Annotated in this window: 22 protein-coding genes; 8 read left to right on the top strand and 14 right to left on the bottom strand. The window is 69.2% G+C overall.

Annotation, left to right across the window (positions count from 1 at the left end; all coding sequences use genetic code 11):
• Nucleotides 1-14: 14 nt before the first annotated feature.
• The 8 genes from ACUDCK_RS02545 to ACUDCK_RS02510 form a co-directional block, all read right to left on the bottom strand.
• Nucleotides 15-974, bottom strand: a complete 960-nt coding sequence (locus tag ACUDCK_RS02545; protein ID WP_175168374.1) for a Bug family tripartite tricarboxylate transporter substrate binding protein — start codon at nucleotides 972-974, stop codon at nucleotides 15-17.
• 238 nt (nucleotides 975-1,212) lie between these two features.
• Nucleotides 1,213-2,760 carry an efflux transporter outer membrane subunit gene (locus ACUDCK_RS02540; RefSeq protein ID WP_175168375.1) on the bottom strand — a complete coding sequence of 516 codons (1,548 nt, stop codon included), beginning with the start codon at nucleotides 2,758-2,760 and terminating at the stop codon, nucleotides 1,213-1,215.
• Entirely contained in the window at nucleotides 2,757-5,867 is a 3,111-nt protein-coding gene (locus tag ACUDCK_RS02535) for a multidrug efflux RND transporter permease subunit (protein ID WP_054503371.1), read from the bottom strand. The genes ACUDCK_RS02540 and ACUDCK_RS02535 overlap by 4 nt, the downstream gene beginning before the upstream one ends.
• Nucleotides 5,864-8,962: an MdtB/MuxB family multidrug efflux RND transporter permease subunit gene (locus tag ACUDCK_RS02530; protein WP_175168376.1), complete on the bottom strand. Its 3,099-nt coding sequence runs from the start codon at nucleotides 8,960-8,962 to the stop codon at nucleotides 5,864-5,866. The genes ACUDCK_RS02535 and ACUDCK_RS02530 overlap by 4 nt, the downstream gene beginning before the upstream one ends.
• A gap of 15 nt (nucleotides 8,963-8,977) precedes the next feature.
• Entirely contained in the window at nucleotides 8,978-10,255 is a 1,278-nt protein-coding gene (locus ACUDCK_RS02525; RefSeq protein WP_054503369.1) for an MdtA/MuxA family multidrug efflux RND transporter periplasmic adaptor subunit, read from the bottom strand.
• Nucleotides 10,256-10,393: 138 nt separating this feature from the next.
• Complete coding sequence (zapD, locus tag ACUDCK_RS02520; protein ID WP_054503539.1) at nucleotides 10,394-11,146, bottom strand: cell division protein ZapD; 753 nt, start codon at nucleotides 11,144-11,146, stop codon at nucleotides 10,394-10,396.
• Nucleotides 11,147-11,188: 42 nt separating this feature from the next.
• Nucleotides 11,189-11,836, bottom strand: a complete 648-nt coding sequence (gene coaE, locus ACUDCK_RS02515; protein ID WP_054503368.1) for a dephospho-CoA kinase — start codon at nucleotides 11,834-11,836, stop codon at nucleotides 11,189-11,191.
• A gap of 79 nt (nucleotides 11,837-11,915) precedes the next feature.
• Entirely contained in the window at nucleotides 11,916-12,770 is an 855-nt protein-coding gene (locus ACUDCK_RS02510; protein WP_054503367.1) for a prepilin peptidase, read from the bottom strand.
• Between the two features lie 193 nt (nucleotides 12,771-12,963).
• On the opposite strand from ACUDCK_RS02510, the gene ACUDCK_RS02505 reads away from it, so the two are divergent.
• Complete coding sequence (locus tag ACUDCK_RS02505; protein ID WP_054503366.1) at nucleotides 12,964-13,728, top strand: copper resistance protein NlpE N-terminal domain-containing protein; 765 nt, start codon at nucleotides 12,964-12,966, stop codon at nucleotides 13,726-13,728.
• Between the two features lie 146 nt (nucleotides 13,729-13,874).
• On the opposite strand, the gene ACUDCK_RS02500 is transcribed toward ACUDCK_RS02505, so the two are convergent.
• From ACUDCK_RS02500 to ACUDCK_RS02485, 4 genes are all read right to left on the bottom strand, one after another.
• Nucleotides 13,875-14,291: a response regulator transcription factor gene (locus tag ACUDCK_RS02500; protein WP_175168377.1), complete on the bottom strand. Its 417-nt coding sequence runs from the start codon at nucleotides 14,289-14,291 to the stop codon at nucleotides 13,875-13,877.
• A gap of 117 nt (nucleotides 14,292-14,408) precedes the next feature.
• Complete coding sequence (gene panC, locus ACUDCK_RS02495) at nucleotides 14,409-15,263, bottom strand: pantoate--beta-alanine ligase (protein ID WP_175168378.1); 855 nt, start codon at nucleotides 15,261-15,263, stop codon at nucleotides 14,409-14,411.
• Between the two features lie 43 nt (nucleotides 15,264-15,306).
• On the bottom strand, nucleotides 15,307-16,197 hold the full coding sequence (locus ACUDCK_RS02490) for a segregation and condensation protein A (protein WP_054503364.1): 891 nt from the start codon (nucleotides 16,195-16,197) through the stop codon (nucleotides 15,307-15,309).
• A 16-nt stretch (nucleotides 16,198-16,213) separates the two neighbouring features.
• The gene (locus tag ACUDCK_RS02485) at nucleotides 16,214-16,402 is read right to left on the bottom strand and encodes a DUF3460 family protein (protein ID WP_006386935.1); all 189 of its coding nucleotides are present in this window, start codon (nucleotides 16,400-16,402) and stop codon (nucleotides 16,214-16,216) included.
• 98 nt (nucleotides 16,403-16,500) lie between these two features.
• Here ACUDCK_RS02485 and ACUDCK_RS02480 point away from each other — a divergent pair, with 98 nt between their 5' ends.
• Both ACUDCK_RS02480 and glpK read left to right on the top strand, forming a co-directional pair.
• The gene (locus ACUDCK_RS02480; RefSeq protein WP_175168379.1) at nucleotides 16,501-17,955 is read left to right on the top strand and encodes a DHA2 family efflux MFS transporter permease subunit; all 1,455 of its coding nucleotides are present in this window, start codon (nucleotides 16,501-16,503) and stop codon (nucleotides 17,953-17,955) included.
• Nucleotides 17,942-19,465, top strand: coding sequence for a glycerol kinase GlpK (gene glpK / locus ACUDCK_RS02475; RefSeq protein WP_175144077.1), 1,524 nt, complete (start codon nucleotides 17,942-17,944; stop codon nucleotides 19,463-19,465). The genes ACUDCK_RS02480 and glpK overlap by 14 nt, the downstream gene beginning before the upstream one ends.
• 117 nt (nucleotides 19,466-19,582) lie before the next feature.
• Here glpK and ACUDCK_RS02470 read toward each other — a convergent pair whose 3' ends face one another.
• Nucleotides 19,583-20,140: a hypothetical protein gene (locus tag ACUDCK_RS02470; RefSeq protein WP_059269217.1), complete on the bottom strand. Its 558-nt coding sequence runs from the start codon at nucleotides 20,138-20,140 to the stop codon at nucleotides 19,583-19,585.
• Complete coding sequence (locus tag ACUDCK_RS02465; protein WP_049070997.1) at nucleotides 20,140-21,075, bottom strand: LysR family transcriptional regulator; 936 nt, start codon at nucleotides 21,073-21,075, stop codon at nucleotides 20,140-20,142. Before ACUDCK_RS02465 ends, ACUDCK_RS02470 begins: the two co-directional genes overlap by 1 nt.
• A gap of 169 nt (nucleotides 21,076-21,244) precedes the next feature.
• Between ACUDCK_RS02465 and gtdA the strand changes: the two genes are divergently transcribed.
• From gtdA to ACUDCK_RS02440, 5 genes are all read left to right on the top strand, one after another.
• A complete protein-coding gene (gtdA, locus tag ACUDCK_RS02460) occupies nucleotides 21,245-22,297 on the top strand; it encodes a gentisate 1,2-dioxygenase (RefSeq protein ID WP_054503361.1) in 1,053 nt (350 codons plus the stop codon).
• A gap of 77 nt (nucleotides 22,298-22,374) precedes the next feature.
• Nucleotides 22,375-23,073 (top strand): fumarylacetoacetate hydrolase family protein, encoded by a 699-nt coding sequence (locus ACUDCK_RS02455; RefSeq protein WP_054503360.1) that lies wholly within the window; start codon nucleotides 22,375-22,377, stop codon nucleotides 23,071-23,073.
• Between the two features lie 12 nt (nucleotides 23,074-23,085).
• On the top strand, nucleotides 23,086-23,724 hold the full coding sequence (gene maiA / locus ACUDCK_RS02450; RefSeq protein WP_054503359.1) for a maleylacetoacetate isomerase: 639 nt from the start codon (nucleotides 23,086-23,088) through the stop codon (nucleotides 23,722-23,724).
• Nucleotides 23,721-24,119 (top strand): chorismate mutase, encoded by a 399-nt coding sequence (locus ACUDCK_RS02445; RefSeq protein ID WP_054446332.1) that lies wholly within the window; start codon nucleotides 23,721-23,723, stop codon nucleotides 24,117-24,119. Before maiA ends, ACUDCK_RS02445 begins: the two co-directional genes overlap by 4 nt.
• A complete protein-coding gene (locus ACUDCK_RS02440) occupies nucleotides 24,112-25,116 on the top strand; it encodes a Bug family tripartite tricarboxylate transporter substrate binding protein (protein ID WP_064526630.1) in 1,005 nt (334 codons plus the stop codon). The genes ACUDCK_RS02445 and ACUDCK_RS02440 overlap by 8 nt, the downstream gene beginning before the upstream one ends.
• The last annotated feature ends 38 nt before the right edge of the window (nucleotides 25,117-25,154 follow it).

Below are 25,154 nucleotides of genomic sequence, written 5' to 3'. Positions count from 1 at the left end.
GCGGCGGGCCGGCCTCATTCGGCCTTGATGCCGCGGCCCTGGATCAGCTTGCCCCACTTGTCGCGCTCCTTGACCTCGAAGGCGGCCAGGTCGGCGCCGAACAGGTTGCCGGGCGTGGCGCCGCCTTGCGCCAGCGACTGCCGCAGAGCCGGCGATTGCAGCGCCTGCTTCATCGCCGCGATCAGCTTATCCACCACCGGCGCGGGCGTGCCGCGCGGCGCATAGAGACCCGACCAGGCGGTCACTTCGAAACCCGGCAGGCCCGCTTCGGCCATGGTGGGCAGGTCCGGCGCGGCCGGACTGCGCTCGGCCGACGTGACGGCGATGCCGCGCAGCCGGTCGCCGGCCTTGAGCGCCGCCATCGAGCTCGGCAGGTTGTCCATCAGTATGTCCACCTGCCCGCCGATCACCGCGGGGATCGCAGCCGACGATCCCTTGAATGGCACATGCAGCATCTGCAGACCCGCCATCGACTCGAAGTAGGCGCCTGTCAGGTGCACCGAAGATCCGATGCCGGGCGAGGCATAGGAATACCTGCCCGGGTCCTTCTTCACCGCCCGCATGACATCCTGCAACGTGTGCCATGGCGAGGCGGCCGCCACCGCCATCACGTTCGGCGTGGAGGCGATCATGCCCAGCGGCGTCAGGTCGGTCGCGGGGTTGAAGCCGATGTTCTTGTACAGGAACTGATTGACGCTCTGCGTGCCCACCGAACCCAGCACGATGGTGTAGCCGTCGGGTTGGGCCCGCGCGGCCGCCGCCACGCCCAGGTTGCCGGCCGCGCCCGGCTTGTTCTCGACCACGATGGACTGGCCCAGCGCCGGGCGCATGTGCTCGGCGATGGTGCGAGCGAAAATGTCGGTGGTGCCACCCGGCGGAAACGGCACGATCAGGGTGATGGGGCGTTCCGGCCAGGCCGCCGCCGCCGGGGCGACCAATGCACCTGTCAACGCGATCCCGCCCGCGAGCGCCATGGCGACGCCCTTTCCCGCACGAAAAAACCTGTCCATCCTCTTTCCCCTTCGTCAGAAGTGTTCGATCGATCAAACGGAATCCGGTGCGTCGGCGCGTCGCGATTCGGCGCGGCAGCCGGGCCGTGGACGGCGCCACGACCGGGCCTGGGCCTGACGTGACCATTCGGTCACTTTTGTCGCATTAGGAACCCGGGCCTGCGGCTTGTCAATCGGGGAGAGGAGGAGTTAGGCGTTATCCCTACCTGACGGCGGCAGGGGTCGGCGCGGCCCCCGACGTGGCGCCAGCGGCCGGCGCGGCGGCGCGCTCCACGCCTTGCGCCGCGGGCAGCCCGTTCCAGCCGCCGCCCAAAGCGACGATCAGGTTGACGCTGGCCACCAGGCGATTGCCGTACAGGCTGAGCGCGCTGCGTTCGTTGCTGAGCGCGGTGGCATCCACCACCGCCACGCTCAGGTAATCGACCAGCCCGGCCTTGTACTGGTTCTGGATCAGCCGCAGCGATTCGCGCGCCGACTCCAGCGCGCGGCGCTGCACGGTCTGTTCGTTCTCCATCACGCGCAACTGGATCAGGTAGTCCTCGACCTCGCGCAGCCCGGTCAGCGCCGCCTGGCGGTAGGCCGCCGCCTGGGCATCGTAGGACGCGCGCGCCTGCTCGACCTGCGCCTGGCGCGCGCCGCCATCGAAAATCGTCAACGCCAACGCCGGGCCCAGCGACCAGAAGCGCGCCGGCGCGGTCAGCAGTTCGGCGAACTGGCCGTTGCGGAAGCCTCCGTCGGCCGACAGGGTCAGGCTGGGGAACCAGGCCGCCTGCGCCACGCCGATCTGCGCATTGGCGGCGGCGGCGCGGCGCTCGGCGGCGGCCACGTCGGGACGGCGCTCCAGCAGCTCGGACGGCAGGCCCACCGGAATCCGCGGCAACTGCAGCGAGAACGGCGCCGGCGGCAGGCTGAAGTGCGACGGCGCCTGGCCCATCAGCACCGCGATGGCATGTTCGTACTGGCCGCGCTGCCAGTCCAGGTCGATCGACTGCGCGCGCGTGCTTTCGACCTGGGTGCGCGCCACCGCCACGTCCGACTGCCCCGCCACGCCAACGTTGTAGCGGTTCTGCGTCAGTTGCAGCGACTTTTCATAGGCCGCCACCGTGGCGTCCAGCAGGCGCTTCTGTTCGTCCAGCACGCGCAGTTGCAGATAGGCCTGCACCAGCGCGGCCTGCGCGCTCAGGCGGGTCGCGGCCAGGTCGGCCAGGCTGGCCGCGGCGCTGGCCTCGGACGATTCGACGCTGCGGCGCACCCGGCCCCACACATCCAGCTCCCAACTGACGCTGCCGGTCAGCGAATACTGGTTGGACACGTTGCCGCCGCCGCCCGACGAGGCGGACGACGAACCGCCGCTGCCGCCGCCACTGCCCGAACGGGTCAGGCCGGCGCCCGCCCCCACGGTGGGGAAGAAGCCGGCGCGGGCGCCGCGCACCAGGCCAAGCGCCTGGCGGTAGTTCGCCTCGGCCTGGGCAATGGTCTGGTTGGAGGCATTGAGGTTGTCCACCAGGCCATTGAGCGTGGCGTCGTCATAGACGCGCCACCATTGGCCGCGGTCGGCGTCGTCGCGCGGCTCGGCCCGCTTCCAGCCCGGCACCTCGTCCTGGCCTTCCTTGTAGGCCGCGCCCACGTCCAGCTCCGGCCGCTGGTAGTCGGGACCGACGGCGCAGGCGGCCAGCGCCGCGCACAGCGCCAGGGTGATGCCGGCGCGCGGCAGGAAGGCGGAAGGGAAAGGCTTGGCGTTGCGGATCATAGTTGTTCTATCGAAGCGGCCCCGCCGCGCCGGGCGCGCCCGCGCGCGGCCCAGAGGCGGAAACGGTCAAGGTAAAGATAGACTACCGGCGTGGTGTACAGCGTCAGGATCTGGCTCAGCACCAGTCCGCCCACGATGGTAATGCCCAGCGGCTGGCGCATCTCGACGCCGGCCCCCGTGGCCAACACCAGCGGCAACGCGCCAAAGATGGCGGCCATGGTGGTCATCATGATCGGCCGGAAGCGCGTCAGGCAGGCCTGGAAGATGGCTTCGCGCGGCGCCATGTGCTGGTTGCGCTCGGCCTCCAGCGCGAAATCGACCATCATGATGGCATTCTTCTTGACGATGCCGATCAGCAGGAACACCCCGATCAGCGCGATCAGCGTGAAGTCCATGCGCACCAGCAGCAAGGCCAGCAACGCGCCCAGCCCGGCCGACGGCAGCGTCGACAGGATCGTCAGCGGATGCACGAAGCTCTCGTACAGGATACCCAGCACGATATACATGGTGACCAGCGCCGCCAGGATCAGCCACGGCTGCTGCGCCAGCGTCTGCTGCAGCACCGCCGCCGTGCCCTGGAAGCCGGCCTGAATCTGGTCCGACGGCAGGCCGATGCGCGCCACCGCCGCATCGATGGCGGCGGTGGCCTGGCCCAGCGACACGCCCGGCGCCAGGCTGAACGACACCGTATCGGCGACGAACAGGCCCTGGTGCTGCACGCTCAGCGGCGCATTGGCGTTCTCGAAGCGGGCGAAGGCCGCCATCGGCACCCGCGCCCCGCTGGCGGTGATGACCTCGACCTGCTTGAGCGACTCGATGTCCTGCGCGAACTTCGGGTCCACCCCCAGCACCACGTGGTACTGGTTCAGCGGTCCGTACATCACCGACACCTGGCGCTGGCTGAAGGAATTGTTCAGCACGGTCGAGATCGTCGCCATGCTCACGCCCAGCCGGGTGGCGGCGTCGCGGTCGATCACCAGGTTGATCTCGCGGCCCTTGTCCTCGACGTCGGTATCGACGTCGGTGATCTCGGGCACCTTCGCCATGGCCTGCTGCACCTTGGGCATCCACGAACGCAGCAGTTGCAGGTCGCCGGACATCAGCGTGTAGTCATAGGAACCCTGGCTCTGGCGGCCGCCGACGCGGATGTCCTGCTGCGCCACCAGGAACATGCGCGCGCCCGGCATGTTCTGCAGCCGCGCCCGCAGGCGGTTGATGACCTGCTCGGCCGAGACATTGCGCTCGCCCAGCGGTTTGAGCTGGATCTGCATGAAGCTGCTGTTGCTGCCGCCGCGCCCGCCGGCGTAGCCGGTCATGCTCTGCACCGCCGGATCGGCCAGCACCACCTTGCGCAAGGCCTCCAGCTTGGGCACCGTGGCCTGGAACGACGTGCCCTGGTCCACCCGGAAAAAGCCCAGCAACTGGCCGGTGTCCTGCTGCGGGAAGAAGCCCTTGGGCACGACGGTGTACAGGTACACGTTCAGGCCCACCGCCGCCGCCAGGACCAGCATCATCAGCCGGCCATGGGCCAGCGCCCACGCCAGGCTGCGGCGGTAGCCGTCCTGCATCCAGGCAAAGCCGCCCTCGGCCCAGCGCGCCAGCCGGCCGGGCGGCTTCGGTTCCTTGGGCTCGGCCTTGAGCAGGCGCGCGCACATCATCGGCGTCAGCGTCAGCGACACCACCAGCGACACCATGATGGATGCCGACAGCGTCACCGCGAATTCCCGGAACAGGCGCCCCGCCACCCCGCCCATCAGCAGGATCGGGATGAACACCGCCACCAGCGACAGGCTCATCGACAGCACCGTGAAGCCCACCTCGCGCGAGCCGCGCAGCGCCGCCCGCATCGGCGACATGCCGTTCTCGACGTGCCGCATGATGTTCTCCAGCACCACGATGGCATCGTCCACCACGAAGCCGGTGGCCACGATCAGCGCCATCAGCGAAATGGTGTTGAGCGTGAAGCCGCACAGATACATGACGCAGAAGGTGCCGATCAGCGACACCGGCACCGCGACGCTGGGGATGATGGCCGCGCGCCAGCGCCGCAGGAACAGCAGCACCACCAGCACCACCAGGCCCACCGCGATGATCAACGTCAGCTCGGCCTCGTGCAGCGAGGCGCGGATGCTGGGGGTGCGGTCCTGCGCCACGGTCAGTTGCACGTCGGCCGGCATCAGCGCCAGCAGCGTCGGCAGTTGCGCGCGCACCGCGTCCACGGTTTCGATGATGTTGGCGTCGGCCTGGCGCCGCACGATCATCAGGATCGCGTTGCGCTGGTTGTAGAAGCCGGTCTGGTACAGGTCCTCGACCGAGTCCTCCACCCTGGCCACGTCCGACACCCGCACCGGCGCGCCGTCGCGCCAGGCCACGATCAGCGGCCGGTACTGTTCGGCGCGGCTGAGCTGGTCGTTGACCATGATCTGCCAGTGGTACTGGTCGTTTTCCAGCACGCCCTTGGGCCGGTTGGCATTGGCATTGGCCAGCGCCGTGCGCACTTCGTCCAGCGACACCCCGCGATTGGCCAGCGCGCCCGGCAGCACCGTCACGCGCACCGCCGGCAGCGAACTGCCGCCCACCGTGACCTCGCCCACGCCATCGACCTGCGCCAGCTTCTGCGCCACGATGGTCGAGGCCAGGTCGTACATCTGGCCCTGGCTCAGGGTGTCGGACGTCATCGCCAGCGTCATGATGGGCGCGTCCGAGGGATTGGACTTGTGGTACGTGGGGTTGCTGCGCAGGCTGGTCGGCAGCAGCGAGCGGGCGGCGTTGATGGCCGCCTGCACGTCGCGCGCGGCGCCGTTGATGTCGCGCGACAGGTCGAACTGCAGCGTCACGCGGGTCGAGCCCTGCGTGCTGCTGGAAGTCATCTCGGTCACGCCGGCGATGCTGCCCAGCGAGCGCTCCAGCGGCGTGGCGACGCTGGACGCCATGGTCTCCGGGCTGGCGCCGGGCAGGCTGGCCGACACCGAGATGGTGGGAATATCCATCTGCGGCAGCGGCGCCACCGGCAACAGGAAGAACGACAGCATGCCCGCCAGCACGACCGCCAGCGACAGCAGCGTGGTCGCCACCGGCCGGACGATGAAGGGCGCCGACAGGATCACGGCGCGCTCCCGGCGCGCGCCTCGCGCATGCCGCGCCAGCGCCGCGACATGCGGTCGAACATCAGGTAGATCACCGGCGTGGTGAACAGCGTCAGCACCTGGCTCAACAGCAGCCCGCCCACCATCACCAGGCCCAGCGGCTGGCGCAGCTCGGCGCCCGTGCCCGTGGACAGCATCAGCGGCAGCGCGCCGAACAGCGCCGCCAGCGTGGTCATCAGGATCGGCCGGAAACGCAGCAGCGCCGCCTCATGGATCGCCGCGCGCGGCGACAGGCCGCGCTTGCGCTCGGCGTCGAGCGCGAAGTCGATCATCATGATGGCGTTCTTCTTGACGATGCCGATCAGCAGGATGATGCCGATGATGCCGATCATGTCGAGCTCGGTGCCGCTGATCAGCAGCGCCAGCAGCGCCCCCACGCCGGCCGACGGCAGCGTCGACAGAATGGTGATCGGGTGGATGTAGCTTTCGTACAGCACGCCCAGCACGATGTACATGGTGACGATGGCCGCCAGGATCAGCCACAGCGTGCTCGACAGCGAATTCTGGAACGCCAGCGCCGCGCCCTGGAAGCGCGTCTCGACGCTGGCCGGCATGCCGATCTCGGCCTCGGCCGCGGTGATTGCCTCGACCGCGGCCGACAGCGATGCGCCCTGCGCCAGATTGAACGACACCGTCACCATCGGGAACTGGTCCAGCCGGTTCACCGCCAGCACCGTCTTGCCCTCGGTGATGCGGGCAATCGACGACAGCGGCACCTGCGCGCCGGTCGAGGTCGGGACGTGGATCTGGCCGAGCGAGGCCGGATTCATCTGGAACTGCGGCTGCACCTCCAGCACCACGCGGTACTGGTTGGACTGGGTGAAGATGGTCGAGATCAGGCGCTGGCCGAAGGCGTCGTACAGCGCCTCGTCCACCACCGCCGCCGTGATGCCCAGGCGCGAGGCCGCGTCGCGGTCGATTTCGACCCAGGTCTGCAGGCCGTCGTCCTGCAGGTCATCGGTCACGTCCTTCAGGCCCGGCACCTGGCGCAGCCGGTCGATCAGCTTGGGCGTCCATTCGCTCAACACCTTCAGGTCCGGATTGGACAGGGTCATCTGGTACTGGGTGCGGCTGACGCGGTCCTCGATGGTCAGGTCCTGCACCGGCTGCATGTAGACGGTCAGGCCGTCCTGCTTGCCGAAGGCTTCCTGCAGCCGCTCCATGACCGTGCGCAGGTCGCCGTTGCGCTCGGCCTGCGGCTTGAGCGCGATCTGCATGCGCCCGGCGCTGAGGGTGGCGTTGCTGCCGTCCACGCCAATGAAGGACGACACCGCCTGCACGTCCGGATCCTCCAGCGCCAGCCGCGCCGCCGCCTGCTGGCGCTCGGCCATGGCGGTGAACGAAATGGACTGCGGCGCCTGTGTGATGGCCTGGATCAGTCCCGTGTCCTGCTGGGGGAAAAAGCCCTTGGGAACCAGGATGTACAGCAGCACCGTCAGCGCGAAGGTGGCCAGGGCCACCAGCAGCGTCAACGGCTGGTGCCGCAGCACCTTCTGCAGCATGCGGTCGTAGGCGGCAATGGTGCGGTCGATAAAGGCGCCGGTGACCTGGTGAAAGCGCCCGTGCTTCTGCTCGGATTCGGCACGCAGCAGGCGCGCGCACATCATCGGCGTCAGCGTCAGCGACACCACCAGCGAAATCAGGATCGACACCGCCAGCGTGATGGCGAACTCGCGGAACAGCCGCCCCACCACCTCGGTCATGAACAGCAGCGGAATCAGCACCGCGATCAGCGAGAAGGTCAGCGAGATCAGCGTGAAACCGATCTGCTGCGCGCCCTTGAGCGCGGCCTGCAACGGCGTCTCGCCCTCTTCGATGTGGCGGGCGATGTTCTCGATCATGACGATGGCGTCGTCCACCACGAAGCCGGTGGCGATGGTCAGCGCCATCAGCGTCAGGTTGTTGATGGAGAAGCCGGCCAGGTACATGATGCCGAAGGTGCCCACCAGCGACAGCGGCACCACCACGCTGGGAATCAGCGTCGCGGTCAGGCTGCGCAGGAACACGAAGGTCACCATCACCACCAGCGCCACCGCCAGCAGCATCTCGAACTGCACGTCGGCCACCGAATCGCGGATGGTCTGGGTGCGGTCCGACACCACCGTCACGTCCAGCGTGGCCGGCAGCGCGGCGCGCAATTGCGGCAGCAGCGCCTGGATGCGGTTGACCACGTCGATGACGTTGGCGCCGGGCTGGCGCTGGATGTTCAGCAGGATGGCCGGCTTGTCGCCGGCCCAGGCCGCCTGGCGCGTGTCCTCGGCGCCCTCGACCGCGCGCGCCACGTCCGACAGGCGCAGCGGCGCGTTGTTCTTGTAGGCGATGATCAGGTCGTTGTAGTCGGTCGGCGACTTGAGCTGGTCATTGGCGTTGATGGTGGTCGAGCGCAGCGGCCCGTCCAGGTTGCCCTTGGGCTGGTTGACGTTGGCGCCCACCACCGCGGTGCGCAGGTCGGTCAGCCCCAGGCCGTTGGCCGCCAGCGCCTGCGGATTGACCTGCACCCGCACGGCCGGGCGCTGCCCGCCCGCCACGCTCACCAGGCCCACGCCCGGAATCTGCGACAGCTTCTGCGCCACCCGCGTATCGACCAGATCGCGCACCTGCGGCAAGGGCATGGTGGGCGAGGTGATGGCCAGCGTCAGCACCGCCGCGTCGGCCGGATTGACCTTGTTGTAGGTCGGCGGCACCGGCAGGTCGCTGGGCAGCAGGTTGGATGCCGCGTTGATGGCGGCCTGCACCTGCTGCTCGGCCACGTCCAGCGGCAGCGTCAGGTTGAACTGCATGGTGATGACCGAGGCGCCGCCCGAACTGGTCGACGACATCTGGTTCAGGCCCGGCATCTGGCCGAACTGCCGTTCCAGCGGCGAAGTCACCAGCGACGTCATCACGTCCGGGCTGGCGCCCGGATACAGCGTGGTCACCTGGATGGTGGGGTAGTCGACCTCGGGCAGCGCCGACACCGGCAACATGCGGTAGGCGATGAAGCCCGCGATCAGGATGGCCACCATCGACAGCGTGGTGGCCACGGGCCGCAGGATGAACAGGCGCGACGGGCTCACGGGGCGGCCCCTCGATCAGCGCGTGGCGGGCGTGGTGCCCGCCGGCGCGCCCCCGCCCAGCGACTTGTCCTTGGCGGCGGGGATCACCTCGCCCCCTCCCACGACCTCGACCTTGGCGCCGGCGCGCAGGCGGTCGGTGCCCTCGGTGACGACACGGTCGCCCGGCTGCAGGCCCTCGTTGACGGCGACCATGCCATTGTTGATGGCGCCCAGCTTGACCTGCCTGACCTGCACGGTATTGTCCGGCTGCACCAGGAACACGAAGGCGCCGGCCGAGCCCTGCTGCACCGCCGCCGTCGGAATCGCGGTCACGCCCTTGCGCGTCAGCACGTGCAGGCGCACGTTGACGAACTGGTTGGGAAACAGCGCGTCGTCCTGGTTGTCGAACTTTGCCTTGAGCTTGAGGGTGCCGGTGGTGACGTCGATCTGATTGTCCAGCGTCTCCAGCGTGCCGGACGCGATGCGGCGGGTGTCGGCGCGGTCATAGGCCTCCACCGCCAGGGTGCGGCCCTGGGCCAGTTCGGCGCGCACTTCGGGCAATTGCGTCTCGGGCAGCGTGAACACCACCGAGATCGGCTGGGTCTGCGTGATCACCACCAGGCCGTTGGTGTCCGAGCTGGACACCAGGTTGCCGCGGTCGACCTGGCGCAGGCCGAGGCGGCCGCTGATCGGCGCCGTGATGCGGGCGTAGTCCAGTTGCAGGCGGGCATTGTCGACATTGGCCTGGTCGCTCTTGATGGTGCCTTCGTATTGCCGCACCAGCGCCGCCTGGGTGTCGACTTGCTGCTTGGCGATCGAGTCCTGCTTGAACAGGGCCTGATAGCGCTGCAGGTCGCGGCGCGCGTTCTCCAGCAGCGCCAGGTTCTGCATCTGGGTGCCGCGGGCCTGGTCCAGGGCCACCTGGAAGGCGCGCGGGTCGACCTGCGCCAGCAGGTCGCCGGCCTTGACCTGCTGGCCTTCCTGGAACGGCACGTCGACCAGTTCGCCGCTGACGCGGCTGCGCACGGTGACGGTGTTGTAGGCCGTGACGGTGCCCAGGGACTTCAGGTAGATATCGATGTCCTGCGTGACGGCGCTGGCCACGCGCACCGGCACGGCCAGGTTGGCCATGGCCGCGGCCATGTTGGGCCGTCCGCCCGCGCCCGGACGCCCGCCGCCCGCGCCACCCGGCTTGGCGGCCGGCCGCAGCGCCAGCCAGGCGATGCCGGCGACCACCAGCAAAAGCACCGCCAACCCGATGATTCTGCGGCGGGTCCAGCGGGAAGGCGACGAAACGGGACGGCTATCGGACATGGGATACGGTTCCGGCACTGACGGAGAAAGCCGTATTGTGACCTAGACGACCGACATTTCAGCCATTGTCCGTTACCGCTGAAATCGGCCGCAACAGGAATCGGGGCGGGATGCCCCCCACCGCTCGCGCCCGACGGGCTACGAATTGCAGAGCGTGATCTGGAAGGGGATGCTGCGCGCCACCTGCTGGGGCTTGAATTCGCCGTCCTGCGTCGAAAAGCGGATCCAGATCATGTACTTATTCGCGCTGATCTCGGGAAAGACCCCCTGCGCCGGATCGACCCAGACGCGCAGCAGTTGGTACTGCTTGCCGCCCAGCATCTCCTGGTAAGCGCCCTGTTCGGCCACGATGTCGATCTTGCGGCCTGACTCGCGCAGCAGGCGCAGCGCCAGGGTCAGGCCGTCGTTCAGGGCGGTGAAGGGCGCCAGCCAGGCCTGCAGGTCCGCGCAGCGCGCGGCTTCGGACTTATGCTGCCAGGCGTAGTACGACGGCATGTCGACCTGAGTCGCGCCGCCGGGCACCGCCAGGCGCCCGCGCAGGCTGGTGAGCCATTCGTTCTCGCGCAGCGACTGGCCGGTCTTGCCGGGCGCCGCCAGGGCCGAAGCCACCTTTTCGAGTTCGCGCAGCATGCCTTCGAGCGCGTCCTGCGCCACCCCGGGGTGGTCGCGCAACCCAACCAGCGCGACGCGCTGGCGTTCGAGGTCCTGCAGCACCGAGCCTTTCACGTCGGTGCGTTCGCAGACATCGAGCAGATCGAACAGCGAGGTGACGGCAACCTGGTGCTGGCGTGAATCCCCCTCGCGCGCAAAGAAGAACAGCCTGTCGAACAGGTATTCGAGCCGCAGGTAGGCGCGGATGCGCTCGTTGAAGGGATATTCGTAAACAATCACGCTTGTAAACAGGCCCATCAGAGGTCGGCCGGCGGGCCGAGATTATTCAGGGGTGCCGGCCAAGCCCGAAGCTTGCCGGCCCGTGGTGGCCGCCAGCTTGAGCCAGCGATCATGCAGGGTCTTCGCCTGCGCGCGCAATTGCTCCGGCGATGTCGCGCCGCCATTGTCGATGACGTCGTCCGCGACCTCGAGCCGGTCCGCCCGCGCAGCCTGTGCCGCCATGATACGCCGGATGGCTGAGTCCGTCAGCCCGCTGCGCGAGCGCACCCGGGCCACCTGGGTGTCGGGATCGCAATCGACCACGCAGATGCGGTCGACGCGGCCGCGCCAGCGCCCGATGGACTCGACCAGCAACGGCACCACAAACACCAGATAGACGCCGCGCGCGGCCTCGGCCTGGCGTTCGGTTTCGTGGCCGATGGCCGGATGCAGGATGGCTTCCAGGCGCAGGCGGACCTGCGGGTCGGCAAACGCGCGCTCGCGCATCCAGTCGCGATCGAGAGCGCCTGCCGGCGTCAACGCGTCGGGCCCGAACTCGCGTTCGATGGCGGGCATCGCCGCGCCGCCGGCCGCGGTCAGCGCGCGCGCGATCTCATCGGTATCGACCACCGATGCGCCCCATTCCCCCAGCATGTCGGCCACGCGCGATTTGCCCGAGCCGATGCCCCCTGTCAGACCGATCTTGAACATGTTCGTCCTTCGTGTGCGCCCTGCTCCCCGCCGCCCCTGCGCCCCACCGGGCGCGCGCCGCCGCGGGGCGGACGCGCGTTCAATGCAGCAACCATCCCAGGCCTTGCTCGCCGCCCAGCAGCAGCACGGCCACGCCCGCCAGCGCCAGGTATGGGCCGAACGGCAAGGCCTGGCCGCGGCGTGCCCGGCCGCCGAGCGTCAGGGCGCCGCCCACCACCACGCCGACCACCGAGGCGCCCAGCAGCAGCATTGGCAAGGCGCCGACACCGAACCAGGCCCCCAGCGCCGCCAGCAGCTTGAAATCGCCGTAGCCCATGCCTTCGCGGCCGGTCAGCAGGCGGAATGCATGAAAGATAACCCACAGGAACAGGTAGCCGGCCACCGCGCCCACTACCGCCATCGGTAGCGGCGTGAAGGCGTCGAACAGATTCACGAGCAGGCCGGCCCAGGTCAGCGGCAGCGTGATCGCGTCCGGCAGCAGGGTCGATTCCAGATCGATCCAGGCCAGCGCCACCAGCGCCGCCGACAAGCCCATGGCGCACAACGCGATGGGCGTGGCGCCGAAACGCCAGGCGCAGGCGGCGAACAGGATGCAGGTGATCGCCTCGATGGCGGGATAGCGCCAACCGATCGGGGCGCCGCACGCGGCGCAACGGCCGCGCAGCGCCAGCCAGCCCAGCAGCGGCAGGCGGCGCCAGCCCGTCACCGGCGCCTCGCAGCTCGGACAATGCGCGGCCGGCGCCCGCAGGTCGGAGTCGATCGCCGGCCGGGCATTGCCCGCCGCTTCCTGGCACTGCGCCTGCCACTCGCGTTCCATCATGCGCGGCAGGCGGTAGGTGACCTGCGTCAGCCAGCCGCCGACCAGCAGGCCGGCCAGCGCGGCCAGCGCGACAAACGCCGCCAGGGGCACCGGCAAGACATGCCACAGCGTCATGCGCGCCCTCGCGGCGCGGTCCGCCGCGCCGGCGGACGAGCGCGGACGGCAGGACGGCGGGCGGGCTGCCAGGAGCCGTGTCGTAATTTGTGCATAAAGTGCCGGCAACGCCTTTCAGGATGGTGGGGAACGTATCGAATCTTCGCATAAGTGCGTAAAATCGGAGACAGACTCAACTTACGGATCAGCTGCCATGGCCGCGCGCGTCGAAATCCTTACCCGCCCCCGCAAACTCAGCATGATGGGGCTGCTGTTAGCGGGCACGGCGCTGGCAGCCGCGGGCTGCGCCCAGCAACGCACCGAAGGCTATTACGATCCCCCGGTCGAAAGCACCGTCACCGACGCCCAGTACCAGGGTTCCGGCGCCGGCTACCGCACCGTGCTGCGGGCGCCGTCGCAGGTGCAGATCGCGCTGAAGCCCGACCAGAAGAAGACCCCGACCCAGGCCGCCGCGGCCCAGGGCGCCACCACCGAGGATGGCCAGCCCGTGCCGGAAGGCGCGAGCAGCGGCGCCAGCGCCGGCGCGGCGCCCGCCCCGGCGCCCGCCGCGACGCAGAGCGCCGCCGCCAACAGCCTGGTGCCGCAGCCGCAGACCTACATGGGTACGCTGCCGTGTTTCTCGCCCGCCATGCAGTGCACGGCGCAACGCGTCACCCTGACCCTGGCGCCCAACGGCCGCTGGCGCGGCCGCACCGCCTACCTGGAAAACGATCCCCAGAAGGCCGCGCCGATCGTCGAGCAAGGCTGCTGGGACGCCACCGACGAGCGCCCGCCGCGCGTCCTGCTGCTCGACAGCAAGGGCAACATGCGGGTCGAATTCGTGGTCGCCGCCAACAACGTGCTGCGCGTGCGCTCCATCGGCGGCCAGTCGCCCAACCTGAACTACAACCTGACCCGCCAGCCGGACCTGGATCCGATCGACGAACTGGCCAAGGCCCAGGCGCCTCAATGCCCCTGAGCGCGGCGGGCCGGGTATCCAGCCCGGCCTGACCATCCCCCGCAGGGCCTGCCGGATGACGCATCCGCCAGGCCCTTGGTTTTTGGGGCGGCCTCCTGGACCGATGAAAGCCGAGGGGCGGCTGGCCACCCTCGAAAAGTAAGTGCCTACTTACTCCAGTATCCTTTATTGATAAGTGCCGCGCAGCAATCCGCGAGGATGGCATCGACCCGCTCCGCCCGCAGCGCATAGCGCGTGTCTGACGCGGGCGTATCCGCAGCGGGCTCGGGCGGCGGGGCGACCGGCGCCGCAGCCTCCGACCCGCACGGCAATGGCGCTCCCAGCACTGGCGACACGCCCGGTTGCCCAAAGGCGCACAGCCGGCAGGCCAGTTGCATGGCGTTGCGCACGCCCAGCTTGGCGAAGATCCGGGCGCGGTGGGCCTCGGCGGTGCGCAGGGAAATGTCCAGGTCAATCGCGATGACCTTGTTCGGACGGCCAGCCGCGACATAGGCGACGATCTGGCGCTCGCGCGGCGTCAGGGCGGACAGGAGGCGATCGAGGTCGGCGCGGGGAACGTGCATGGAATGGCTCTGCAATGATGACTTGCAGAGAGTCTGCCCCGCCCTCGCCGGCGACATAAGCTGGCAATTTTGCCAGGGGTGCGCGGCCCGGCCTGAGCCGGCCGCGGCGCAACCGGCTCAGGCCGTGTAGGCCAGCTCCAGGTTGTCGATCAGGCGGGTCGCGCCCAGCTTGGCGGCGGCCAGCACCACCACCGGCTCGCCCGCCTGGAGGTCGGCAGCTTCCGGACGCTTGAGGTCGCGCTGGCGGCGCAGGGCGATGTAGTCGACCTTCCAGCCGCGATCGGTCAGTTGCTGGGTGGCCCCGCGCTCCAGCCTCGCGGCGTCGCGCTCGCCGGCGGCCAGGCGCTGGCCGACGTTGTGCAGGGCGGCGTACAGGGCCGGGGCCTCGGCGCGCTCGGCCTCGCTCAGGTAGCGGTTGCGCGACGACAGCGCCAGGCCGTCGTCGGCGCGCACGGTCTCGTGCGCCAGCACTTCCACCGGCAGTTGGAACTGGCGGCACATGTTGCGCACCACCATCAGTTGCTGGTAGTCCTTCTTGCCGAACACGGCGACCCGCGGCTGGACACAGGAGAACAGCTTGAGCACCACGGTGCTGACGCCGGCGAAGAAGCCGGGGCGGAATTCGCCTTCGAGGATGTCGCCCAGGTCGTCCGGCGGCTGCACGCGGAAATTCTGCGGTTCGGGGTACATCTCGCGCTCGTTGGGCGCGAACAGCACGTACACGTCGCGCTCGCGTTCGAGCTTCTCGATGTCGGCGGCCAGGGTGCGCGGGTATTGGTCGAAATCCTCGTTCGGCCCGAACTGCAGGCGGTTCACGAAGATGCTGGCGACCACCGGGTCGCCGTGCTGGCGCGCCAGCTTCATCAGCGCCAGGTGGCCTTCGTGCAGGTTGCCCATGGTGGGCACGAACGAGACGCGGTTCTGGCCGCGCAGGTGGTCGCGCAATTCCTGGATGGTGTGGACGACTTTCAAGGGGGATCTCCGGGGTTGGGCGCACAGCCCGGGGGGAATCGGATCAGGCCGCGACCGCCGCGACGCTGGTGTAGGCCAGGCGCACGTAGATGGGCGCGTAAGGCTCGGCCTGGGTGATTTCCAGCAGCGATTCGCGCGCCAGTTCCAGCATGGCGATGAAGTGCACCACCACCACGGCGGCCGGCGCGCCCTCGCGCACCCGTTCCATGAACAGGTCGCCGAACTCCATGAAGCGCACGTCGTTCAGGCGCCGCAGGATGTGCGTCATGTGGTCGCGCACCGAAAGCTGTTCGCGGGTGATGTGATGGTGCTGGTTGAGCTTGGCGCGCTTCATGATGTCGGCCCACGCGGCGCGCAGGTCGTCGACGCTGACCTCGGGCAGCATGCGCTCGACGCTCAGGTCGGCAACCGCATGGCTGGTGACGAAGTCGCGGCCCAACTGGGGCAGGGCGTCGAGCTTCTGCGCGGCCAGCTTCATCTGCTCGTACTCGAGCAGGCGGCGCACCAGCTCGGCGCGCGGATCCTCGGGCTCTTCGCCGGTGTCGGTCTTCTTGACCGGCAGCAGCATGCGCGACTTGATCTCGATGAGCATGGCCGCCATCAGCAGATACTCGGCGGCCAGCTCCAGGTTGTGGATGCGGATCTGTTCCACATAGGACAGATACTGCCGCGTGACATCCGCCATGGGGATGTCCAGCACGTTGAAGTTCTGCTTGCGGATCAGGTAGAGCAGCAGGTCCAGCGGCCCCTCGAAGGCTTCGAGGAACACCTCCAGCGCGTCCGGCGGGATGTACAGGTCCGTCGGCATCTGGAACAGCGGCTCGCCGTACAGGCGCGCGAACGCGACGCTGTCAACGGTGTCGGGCGTGCTGTCGACGGACGGTTCCACTAGCGCGGCCAGGGCATCGCCCGGGACGGAGGGGGTGTGGGCCATGGCTGCCGCAACGGTATCAGTCGGCCTGATACACGTACGGCTTTTGCGGCACGCGGGCGGCGCGGAAGCCTTCCAGCAGCTCCGCGTCCTGCGGCTTGTCCCACAGACGCGCACGGCCTTCGCGCTGGCGTTCTTCGGTGCCAGGGTGCGACTGCTTGTAGTCTTTGAGGAACTTGGTGATCTCGGATTCGTAGTTGGTTGCCATGGCACCAATTTCAGTGGGTTTCGGATACCCGGAGTTTACTGCACGCGGGGCCGGGAGCCGGCGTTACAATCTTCCGGGTCCCACCGCCCCCCTCCGCCATGTCAGCCGAATCCGCAGCCGCAGTCAATCCCGCTCCTCCCTCGACCCCGGACGCGGTGCGCGCGGCGCGCATGATTCCCTTCATCGTCGGCTGTGCGCTGTTCATGCAGATGCTGGACGCCACGGTGGTCGCCACCGCCCTGCCGGCCATGGCGCGGGCCCTGGGATCGACCCCGGTGCGGTTGAACGTGGCCATCACCTCCTACCTGCTGTCGGTGGCCGTGTTCGTGCCAGTCAGCGGCTGGGCCGCCGACCGCTACGGCGCGCGCCGCGTGTTCATCGCCGCCATCGGCCTGTTCACCCTCAGTTCCGTGGCCTGCGCCCTGTCGCAGGACCTGCCGCAACTGGTCATCGCCCGGGTGGTGCAGGGCATGGCCGGGGCCATGATGGTGCCGGTGGGCCGCATCATCCTGCTGCGCACGGTGCCCAAGCAGGATCTGTTGAAAGCCATGTCGTTCCTGTCGATCCCGGCGCTGCTGGGGCCGGTGATCGGGCCGCCGCTGGGCGGTTTCATGGTCACGTACATGTCGTGGCACTGGATCTTCCTGATCAACATCCCCATCGGCGTGCTCGGCATCGCGCTGGTGCTGCGCTACGTGGCCGAGATCAAGGAAGAATCGGCGCCGCGCCTGGACTGGCTCGGCTTCCTGCTCAGCGCGGTGTGCCTGGCCACGCTGGTCAGCGGCTTCGAGGCCATCGGCCGCGACGTCATGCCGCTGCCGATGCTGCTGGGCCTGATCGCGGTCGGCATCGTCTGCGGCCTGCTCTACGGCTGGCATGCGCGCCGCACCGAACACCCCATCATCGATCTGGCGCTGATGCGCATCCCGACCTTCGCCATCTCGACGCTGGGCGGCAACCTGTGCCGCTTCGCGGTCGGCGCCACGCCCTTCCTGCTGGCCATGCTGCTGCAGGTGGGCTTCGGCCTGTCGCCGTTCTCGGCCGGCCTGATCACCTTCGCCAGCGCCGCCGGCGCGCTGCTGATGAAATTCGTCGCCACGCCCATCGTCCGGCATTTCGGCTTTCGCCGCGTGCTGACCGTGAACGCGGTGCTGACCGGCGCCTTCATCGTGGTCTGCGCCACGTTCACCCCCACCACCCCGGTCTGGCTGATGATCGCCATCCTGCTGGTCGGCGGCTTCTTCCGCTCGCTGCAGTTCACCGGCGTAAATACGCTAACCTATGCCGACATTCCCCCGGCCAAGATGAGCCGCGCCAGCAGCTTCGCCGCCATGGCGCAGCAGCTCGGCATCAGCCTGGGCGTGGGCGTGGCCGCGGTGACCCTGAACATCAGCATGACCCTGCGCGGGGCGGAAAGCCTGGTGGTGGGCGACGTGATCGTCGGCTTCATCGTCATCGGCCTGCTGTGCGCGGCTTCGGTCTTTTCCTTTAGACGCCTCGACCCGCTGGCCGGGGCACACCTGAACGGCGCCAAGAACAGTGACGACGAATGAATTTGTCCTAGCCCTGGACCAGGGCACCACCAGCTCCCGCGCCATCGTGTTCGATCGCGATGGCGTGGTGCGCGGCATCGGCCAACGTGAATTCCGCCAGCACTATCCGCGGCCGGGCTGGGTCGAACATGACCCCGGCGAGATCTGGCACAGCCAGTTGGACGTGGCGCGCGAGGCCCTGCGCAACGCCGCCGCCAGCGCCGCCGACGTGGCCGCCATCGGCATCACCAACCAGCGCGAAACCACCCTGATCTGGGACCGCGCCAGCGGCCGCCCCCTGGCCCGCGCCATCGTCTGGCAGGACCGCCGCACCGCGCCGATGTGCGACCAGTTGCGCCAGGACGGCCACGCCGACTTCCTGCAATCGCGCACCGGGCTGGTGCTGGACGCCTATTTCTCGGGCACCAAGCTGGCCTGGCTGCTGGATCACGTGCCCGGCGCGCGCCAGAAGGCCGAGCGCGGCGAACTGGCCTTCGGCACCGTCGACACCTGGCTGATCTGGCAGTTGACCGGCGGCGCGGTGCACAGCACCGACCCCAGCAACGCCTCGCGCACCATGCTGTTCGACCTGCACACGCAGGACTGGAACGACGAGATCCTGGCGCTGCTCAATATTCCGCGCAGCGTGCTGCCGTCGATCGCGCCCAGCAGCGCGGTGGTGGGCGAAGCCCTGCCCGAATGGCTGGGCGGCTCGATTCCCATCGCCGGCGTGGCCGGCGACCAGCAGGCCGCCACCTTCGGCCAGGCCTGCTTCCAGCCGGGCATGGCCAAGAACACCTACGGCACCGGCTGCTTCATGCTGATGAACGTGGGCGACAAGCCGGTGCAGTCGCACAACCACCTGCTGTCGACCGTCGGCTGGGGCCTGCCGGCGCAGGGCCAGCCAGGCTGGCGTCCGGCCTACATGCTGGAAGGCGGCGTGTTCGTCGCCGGCGCCGCGGTGCAATGGCTGCGCGACGGCCTGGGCATCATCCAGCGTTCCGAGGAAATCGAATCGCTGGCCGCCAGCGTGGCCGACACCGACGACGTCTTCATGGTGCCGGCCTTCGCCGGCCTGGGCGCGCCGCACTGGGACCCCTACGCCCGCGGCACCCTGGTGGGCCTGACGCGCGGCACCACCCGCGCCCACATCGCCCGCGCCACGCTCGAATCCATCGCGCTGCAGAGCGCCGAACTGCTGACCTGCATGAACGGCGACAGCGGTATCGCGCTGACCGAGCTGCGGGTGGACGGCGGCGCCGCCCGCAACGACCTGCTGATGCAGATGCAGGCCGACCTGCTGGGCGTGCCGGTGGTGCGCCCGCGGGTGCCCGAATCGACCGCGCTGGGCGCGGCCGGCCTTGCCGGCCTGGCGGTCGGCTTCTGGTCGGATCAGGACGAATTCGCCTCCAAGTGGCAGGCCGAGCGCACCTTCGAACCGGCCTGGCCGGACTCGGTGCGCGAGGCCCGCATGCGGCGCTGGCGCCAGGCGGTGGAGCTGTCCAAGGGCTGGTCCAACACCGCGAAGTGAACGGATGCCGCCCGGCGCGCCGCTGACACGCGCCGGCTGCCTGCGCGCGGATCGCCGCAAGGCATCGGCGGCCTCGGCCCCTCCCCCGCCACCCATCACGCGCACGCAGCCGGCCGCTTATGGCCGCCGCGCCTGCGCCTGCATCACCCGCAGCGCCACGCGATAGCCGGCGAACACATAGAACGCATTGCTGTTCATCAGCAGCCACGCGCCCGCGCCGCCCAGCAGCGCGACCACCGGGCCGACCGCGCGCATGTCGCCCTGCGACCAGGCGATCAGGCCCAGCACGCCGGCAGAGGCCAACGCCAGCGCGGTGCGCTTGAGCAGCACCAGCCCCAGGCTGTAGCCGCCCATGAAGGCCACCACGCCGATCGCCAGCGCCAGGGCCGTGACGGCGCAGGCCAGCACCAGCGCGAAGGCCGCCAGCGCCGGCCCGGCCGGCCGCAGCAGCAGGCTCAGCAGGCCGATGCCGACGCCGATGCCGCCAACCATGGTCAGCACCGCCAGCGCCAGCGGCGACCACAGCCCCGGCGGCGCGGCGCGCGCATCCATCTCGGCAACGAAACGGTGCATGGCCGCGGATGCGTCCGGCGCGCCCGCCTCGTCGCGCAGCGCCGCCTCCAGGCGGCGGCATTGCGCGATCAGCGCATTCAGCCCGGGGCCGGACGGCGCCATCACAGCCTCGTCACGCCCGGCGCGTGCTCGGCCACCGTGTTGCGCAGCGCGGCCATCGCCTCCTGCACGGCGGTCGGCCGGAACGCATCCTCGCGCCAGTACATGGCCACCGAGCCGAAGCCCGACAGGCGCATCGGAATGATGCGCATCGCCTTCATCTGCGTGAAGCGCAGCGCGGCGCGGTGCGAAGCGACGCCGATCATGTCGCTGTTGTTGATCAGCGTGAGGTTGATGGTGACCGAATTGGATTCGATGTGATCGGCCGGCGGCGCCTGGCCGGCCGCGGCCAGCGCGGCGTCGACCGCGTTGCGGATCGGCGTGCCCTTGGGCCACAGGATCCAGCGGTATGACAGCAGCTCCGGCCAGCCCGGCTGCTCCCGCGCGAACAGCGGATGGCGCGGCCGCGCCACCAGGTGGATCGGCTCCAGGTAGAGGGCCTCGAAGCGGATGGCCGGATCGTGATGCTCGGGCGCCGAGCGGCCCACCACGATGTCCAGGTCGCCCTGCGCCAGTTGCGCCAGCAGGCGGTCGGTGGTGCCTTCCACCAGTTTCACGCGGGCCTGCGGCATGCGTTCGAGCAGCTTCATCACCGCCAGCGGCACGGTATCCGACGCCGACGCGCCGGACGCGCCGATCACCACCCGCCCGCCGCCCCCTTCGCGCAAGGCGGCCATGTCGGCGCTGGCGCGGTCCAGTTGCGCCTCGACCCGCTGCGCGTGCGCGATCAGCACGTCGCCGTGCGGCGTCGGCCGCAGGCCGCGCGCATGGCGCTCGAACAGCGGCAGGCCGATGTCGTCCTCCAGATCCTTCAACCACTTCGACAACCCCGGCTGGGTCGTGTTGAGCATCGCGGCCGAGTGGCTGATGTTGCGGGTCTGGGCCAGGCTGAGCAGCATTTTCAGATTGCGCAGGCGCAACCGGTGAGTCCAGTCCATGGAGTCCCCTTTGGTCTCTTATCCATATAGTTATTGATATGGATAATAAGATAATTTCATTTCAAAACACATAGCTCGTTACGCATAATCGTCTCCATATCAGGCCCCGCCGCGCCCGCCGCGACGGGCCCACAGAAGCCGGCCCCGACGCCGGCCCCAGGAGACAGACATGCCCGACGGTCACCCCCCCGGCGCGGATCGCGCCGCCTATTACGCCCGCATTGCCCAGAAGCACATGGCCCCGCTGTGGGAGTCGCTGCACAACCTGGTGCCGCGCCAGCCCGCGCCGCGCTGCGTGCCCGCCATCTGGAAATACGACGAGGTGCGCGACGACGTGCTGGCCTCCGGCTCGCTCATCAGCGCCGAGGAAGCCGTGCGGCGCGTGCTGATCCTGGAGAACCCGGGCCTGCCCGGCCAGGCCAGCATCACGCAGAGCCTGTACGCCGGCCTGCAACTGATCCTGCCCGGCGAGATCGCGCCCAGCCACCGCCACACCCAGTCCGCCCTGCGCTTCATCGTCGAGGGCCGCGGCGCCTACACCGCCGTCAACGGCGAGCGCACCACCATGCATCCGGGCGACTTCATCATCACGCCGTCCTGGACCTGGCACGACCACGGCAACGCCGAGACCGTCGACGGCGGCGAACCGGTGGTCTGGCTGGACGGCCTGGACATCCCGCTGCTGCGCTTCCTGGATGCCGGCTTCGCCGAGAACTATCCGTCCGCCACCCAGCCGGTCACGCGTCCCGAAGGCGACAGCATGGCGCGCTACGGCCACAACATGGCGCCGGTGCGGCATCGCGCCACCGGCGGCACCTCGCCGATCTTCAACTATCCCTACGAGCGCAGCCGCGAGGCGCTGGACGCGCTCTACCGCCACGGCGAGCTCGACCCCTGGGACGGTGTCAAGCTGCGCTACCTGAACCCGGCCACGGGCGGCTACCCCATGCCCACCATGGCCACCTTCATGCAGCTTCTGCCGGCCGGCTTCCAGGGCAAGCCCTATCGCAGCACCGACTCCACCGTCTACAGCGTGGTGGAAGGCCGCGGCATCGCCCGCATCGGCGACGCCGAATTCCATTTCGGCCCGCGCGACGTGTTCGTGGCGCCGTCGTGGCAGCCGGTGCAGTTGGCGGCGCTGGAAGACGCCACCCTGTTCAGCTATTCCGACCGCCCGGTGCAGGACGCGCTGGGCCTGTGGCGCGAAGAACGCACCGCCTGAAGGCGGCTCCCTCCCATCATTTCAATTCCGGCCGGGGCCCGCACGGGCCCCGGCGCCGCATTCCAGAAAGGTGACCCATGTCTTTTGTGTTTGATCCCGCCGCCCCCGTTGCCGTGCCCGTCGCCGGCAGCCAGGACAGCTTCCCGGTGCGCCGCGTCTATTGCGTCGGCCGCAACTACGCCGCCCACGCCCGCGAAATGGGCTTCGATCCCGACCGCGAACCGCCCTTCTTCTTCTGCAAGCCGGCTGACGCCGTGGTGCCGGTGGCCGAGGGCAGCACGCTGTCGCTGCCCTACCCGCCCGAGACCGCCAACCTGCATTACGAGATCGAGCTGGTCGCGGCCATCGGCAAGGGCGGCGCCAACATAGCCGTCGACCAGGCGCTGCAACACGTCTGGGGCTACGCCGTCGGCCTGGACATGACGCGCCGCGACCTGCAGATGAAAATGCGCGAGGCCGGCCGCCCGTGGGAACTGGGCAAGGCCTTCGACCAGAGCGCGCCGATCGGTCCACTGATGCCCGCCGCACAGGCCCGCGACATCCACCGCGCCGGCATCTGGCTGCAGGTCAACGGCGCCGACAAGCAGCGCAGCGACATCGGCAAGCTGATCTGGTCGGTGGCCGAGACCATCGCCTACCTGTCCCGGTACTTCCGCCTGGAAGCCGGCGATCTGATCTATACCGGCACGCCCGAAGGCGTGGGCCCGGTGGTGCGCGGCGACACGATGGTCGGCGGCGTCGACGGCCTGGGCACGCTGAGCGTGCGAATCGCCTGAGGAAGCCCGCCCATGCAACTGCACAGCTTCTTCAACAGCTCCACCTCGTATCGCGTGCGCATCGCGCTGGCGCTCAAGGGCCTGCCGGTCGACATCACCCCGGTGAACCTGCGCAAGCAGGAACAGCGCGCCGCGGACTATGTGGCGCGGAATCCGTCGGCCGGCGTGCCGCTGCTGACCGACGGCGATTTCCAACTGTCGCAATCGCTCGCCATCATCGACTATCTGGACGCCACGCACCCCGAGCCGCGCCTGATCCCGGCCGCGCCGCGCGAACGCGCCCGCGTGCTGGAGCTTTCCAACGCCATCGCCTGCGACATCCACCCGGTCAACAACATGCGCATCCTGCGCTATCTGCAGGAAGAGCTGGGCGCCACCGACGCGCAGAAGAATGCCTGGTATCACCACTGGATCCGCGAAGGCCTGACCGCGGTCGAGACGCTGCTGGCGCGCCATGGCGGCGGCGCCTATTGCTTCGGCGACGCGCCGACGCTGGCGGACTGCTGCGTCGTGCCGCAGGTCGCCAACGCCCAGCGCATGGGCTGCGACCTGTCGGCCTACCCGCGCCTTGTAGGCGTCTACGAACATTGCCTCGCGCAACCCGCTTTCCAGCAGGCCGCGCCCGCCAACCAACCGGACTACATCAAGTGACCTCGCAAGTTTCCCCGGGCCAGGAGCCCGACACCCAGGGCGCGCCGCTGCGCGAATACACCGACCCGGACTACCGCCCGCTGTGCGCCAACCTGGCCGAAGTGCGCGCCAACATCGACCGACTGGACGACGAGATCGTGCGCCTGATCGCCGAACGCGCCATGTACGTCAAGGACGCCGCGCGCTTCAAGCGCGACGCCTTCCAGGTCAGCGCGCCGGCGCGCCAGGCCGAGGTGTTCGAAAAAGCGCGGCGCCTGGCCGAGCGCCACAACCAGGGCTTCGAAAACCTGGACCAGGTGGTGGACGCCGCCTACCGCGCCATGGTGGCGGCCTTCATCGCCAATGAGCAGACCTATTTCAACAATATGAAGATCGCGGGAGACAAGCATGCATAAGCCCTCAACCCTGGCGCGGGCGCGCGCTTTGACGGCGCGCGCGCTGGCGCTGGGACTGGTGGCCCTGGCGCCGCTGGGCGCGGCGCAGGCCGCCGACGCCTGGCCGTCGCAGCCGCTCAAGGCGCTGGTGCCGTTCGGTCCGGGCTCCAGCCCCGACCAGGTGGCGCGCATCGTCGGCGAGAAGGCCGGCGCCATCCTCGGCCAGACCGTGGTGGTGGAGAACAAACCGGGCGCCAGCGGCAACATCGGCACCTTCGCCATCGCCAACGCCAAGCCCGACGGCTACACCTTCGGCGTCTCGATCACCGGCCCGCTGGTGAACAACACGCTGCTGTTCGACAAGCTGCCCTACGCGCCGGCCACCGACCTGGCGCCGCTGACGCTGGCGGTGCACCAGCCCAACGTGCTGGTGGTGCCGGCCAACTCCGGCATCGACAACGTCGGCCAGTTGCTGGAGGCGCTCAAGAAGAACCCGGACAAGTACAACTTCCCCTCGCCCGGCGCCGGCACCGTTTCGCACCTGGCGGTGGAACTGCTGCTGCAGCGGATCGGCGCGCGCGCCACGCACGTGCCGTATCCGTCGTCGCCGGCCGCGCTGACCTCGCTGCTGTCGGGCGACACGCAGTTCGCCGCGCTGCCGCCGATCGCGGTCATGAGCATGGTCAAGGACGGCCGCCTGAAGGCGCTGGCCGTGACCTCGTCCAGGCGTTCCACCCTGCTGCCCGAGATCCCCACGCTGGCCGAAGTCGGCGTGCCCGGCATCGAGGGCTCGGCCTGGATCGGTTTCGTGATTTCGTCCAAGGTGCCCGCCGACATCCAGAAGAAGCTGTCGGACGCGCTGATCCAGGCGATCCGCGACCCCGAGGTGGTCAAGCGCCTGCAGGCGCAGTTCATGGATCCGGTGGGCAGCACCCCGGCCGAGTTCCGCGCCTACATGGACGATGAGCTCAAGCGCTGGGAACCGCTCATCACCAAGCTCGGCATCAAGGGCCAATAAGAAGGCCTGTGAACGGGCGGCCTCGCCGTCCAGCATTT

It is taken from the genome of Achromobacter sp. CF-sbj1-Ac2-l (assembly GCF_052698165.1).
This window is presented reverse-complemented; position numbering and strand designations above follow the sequence as displayed.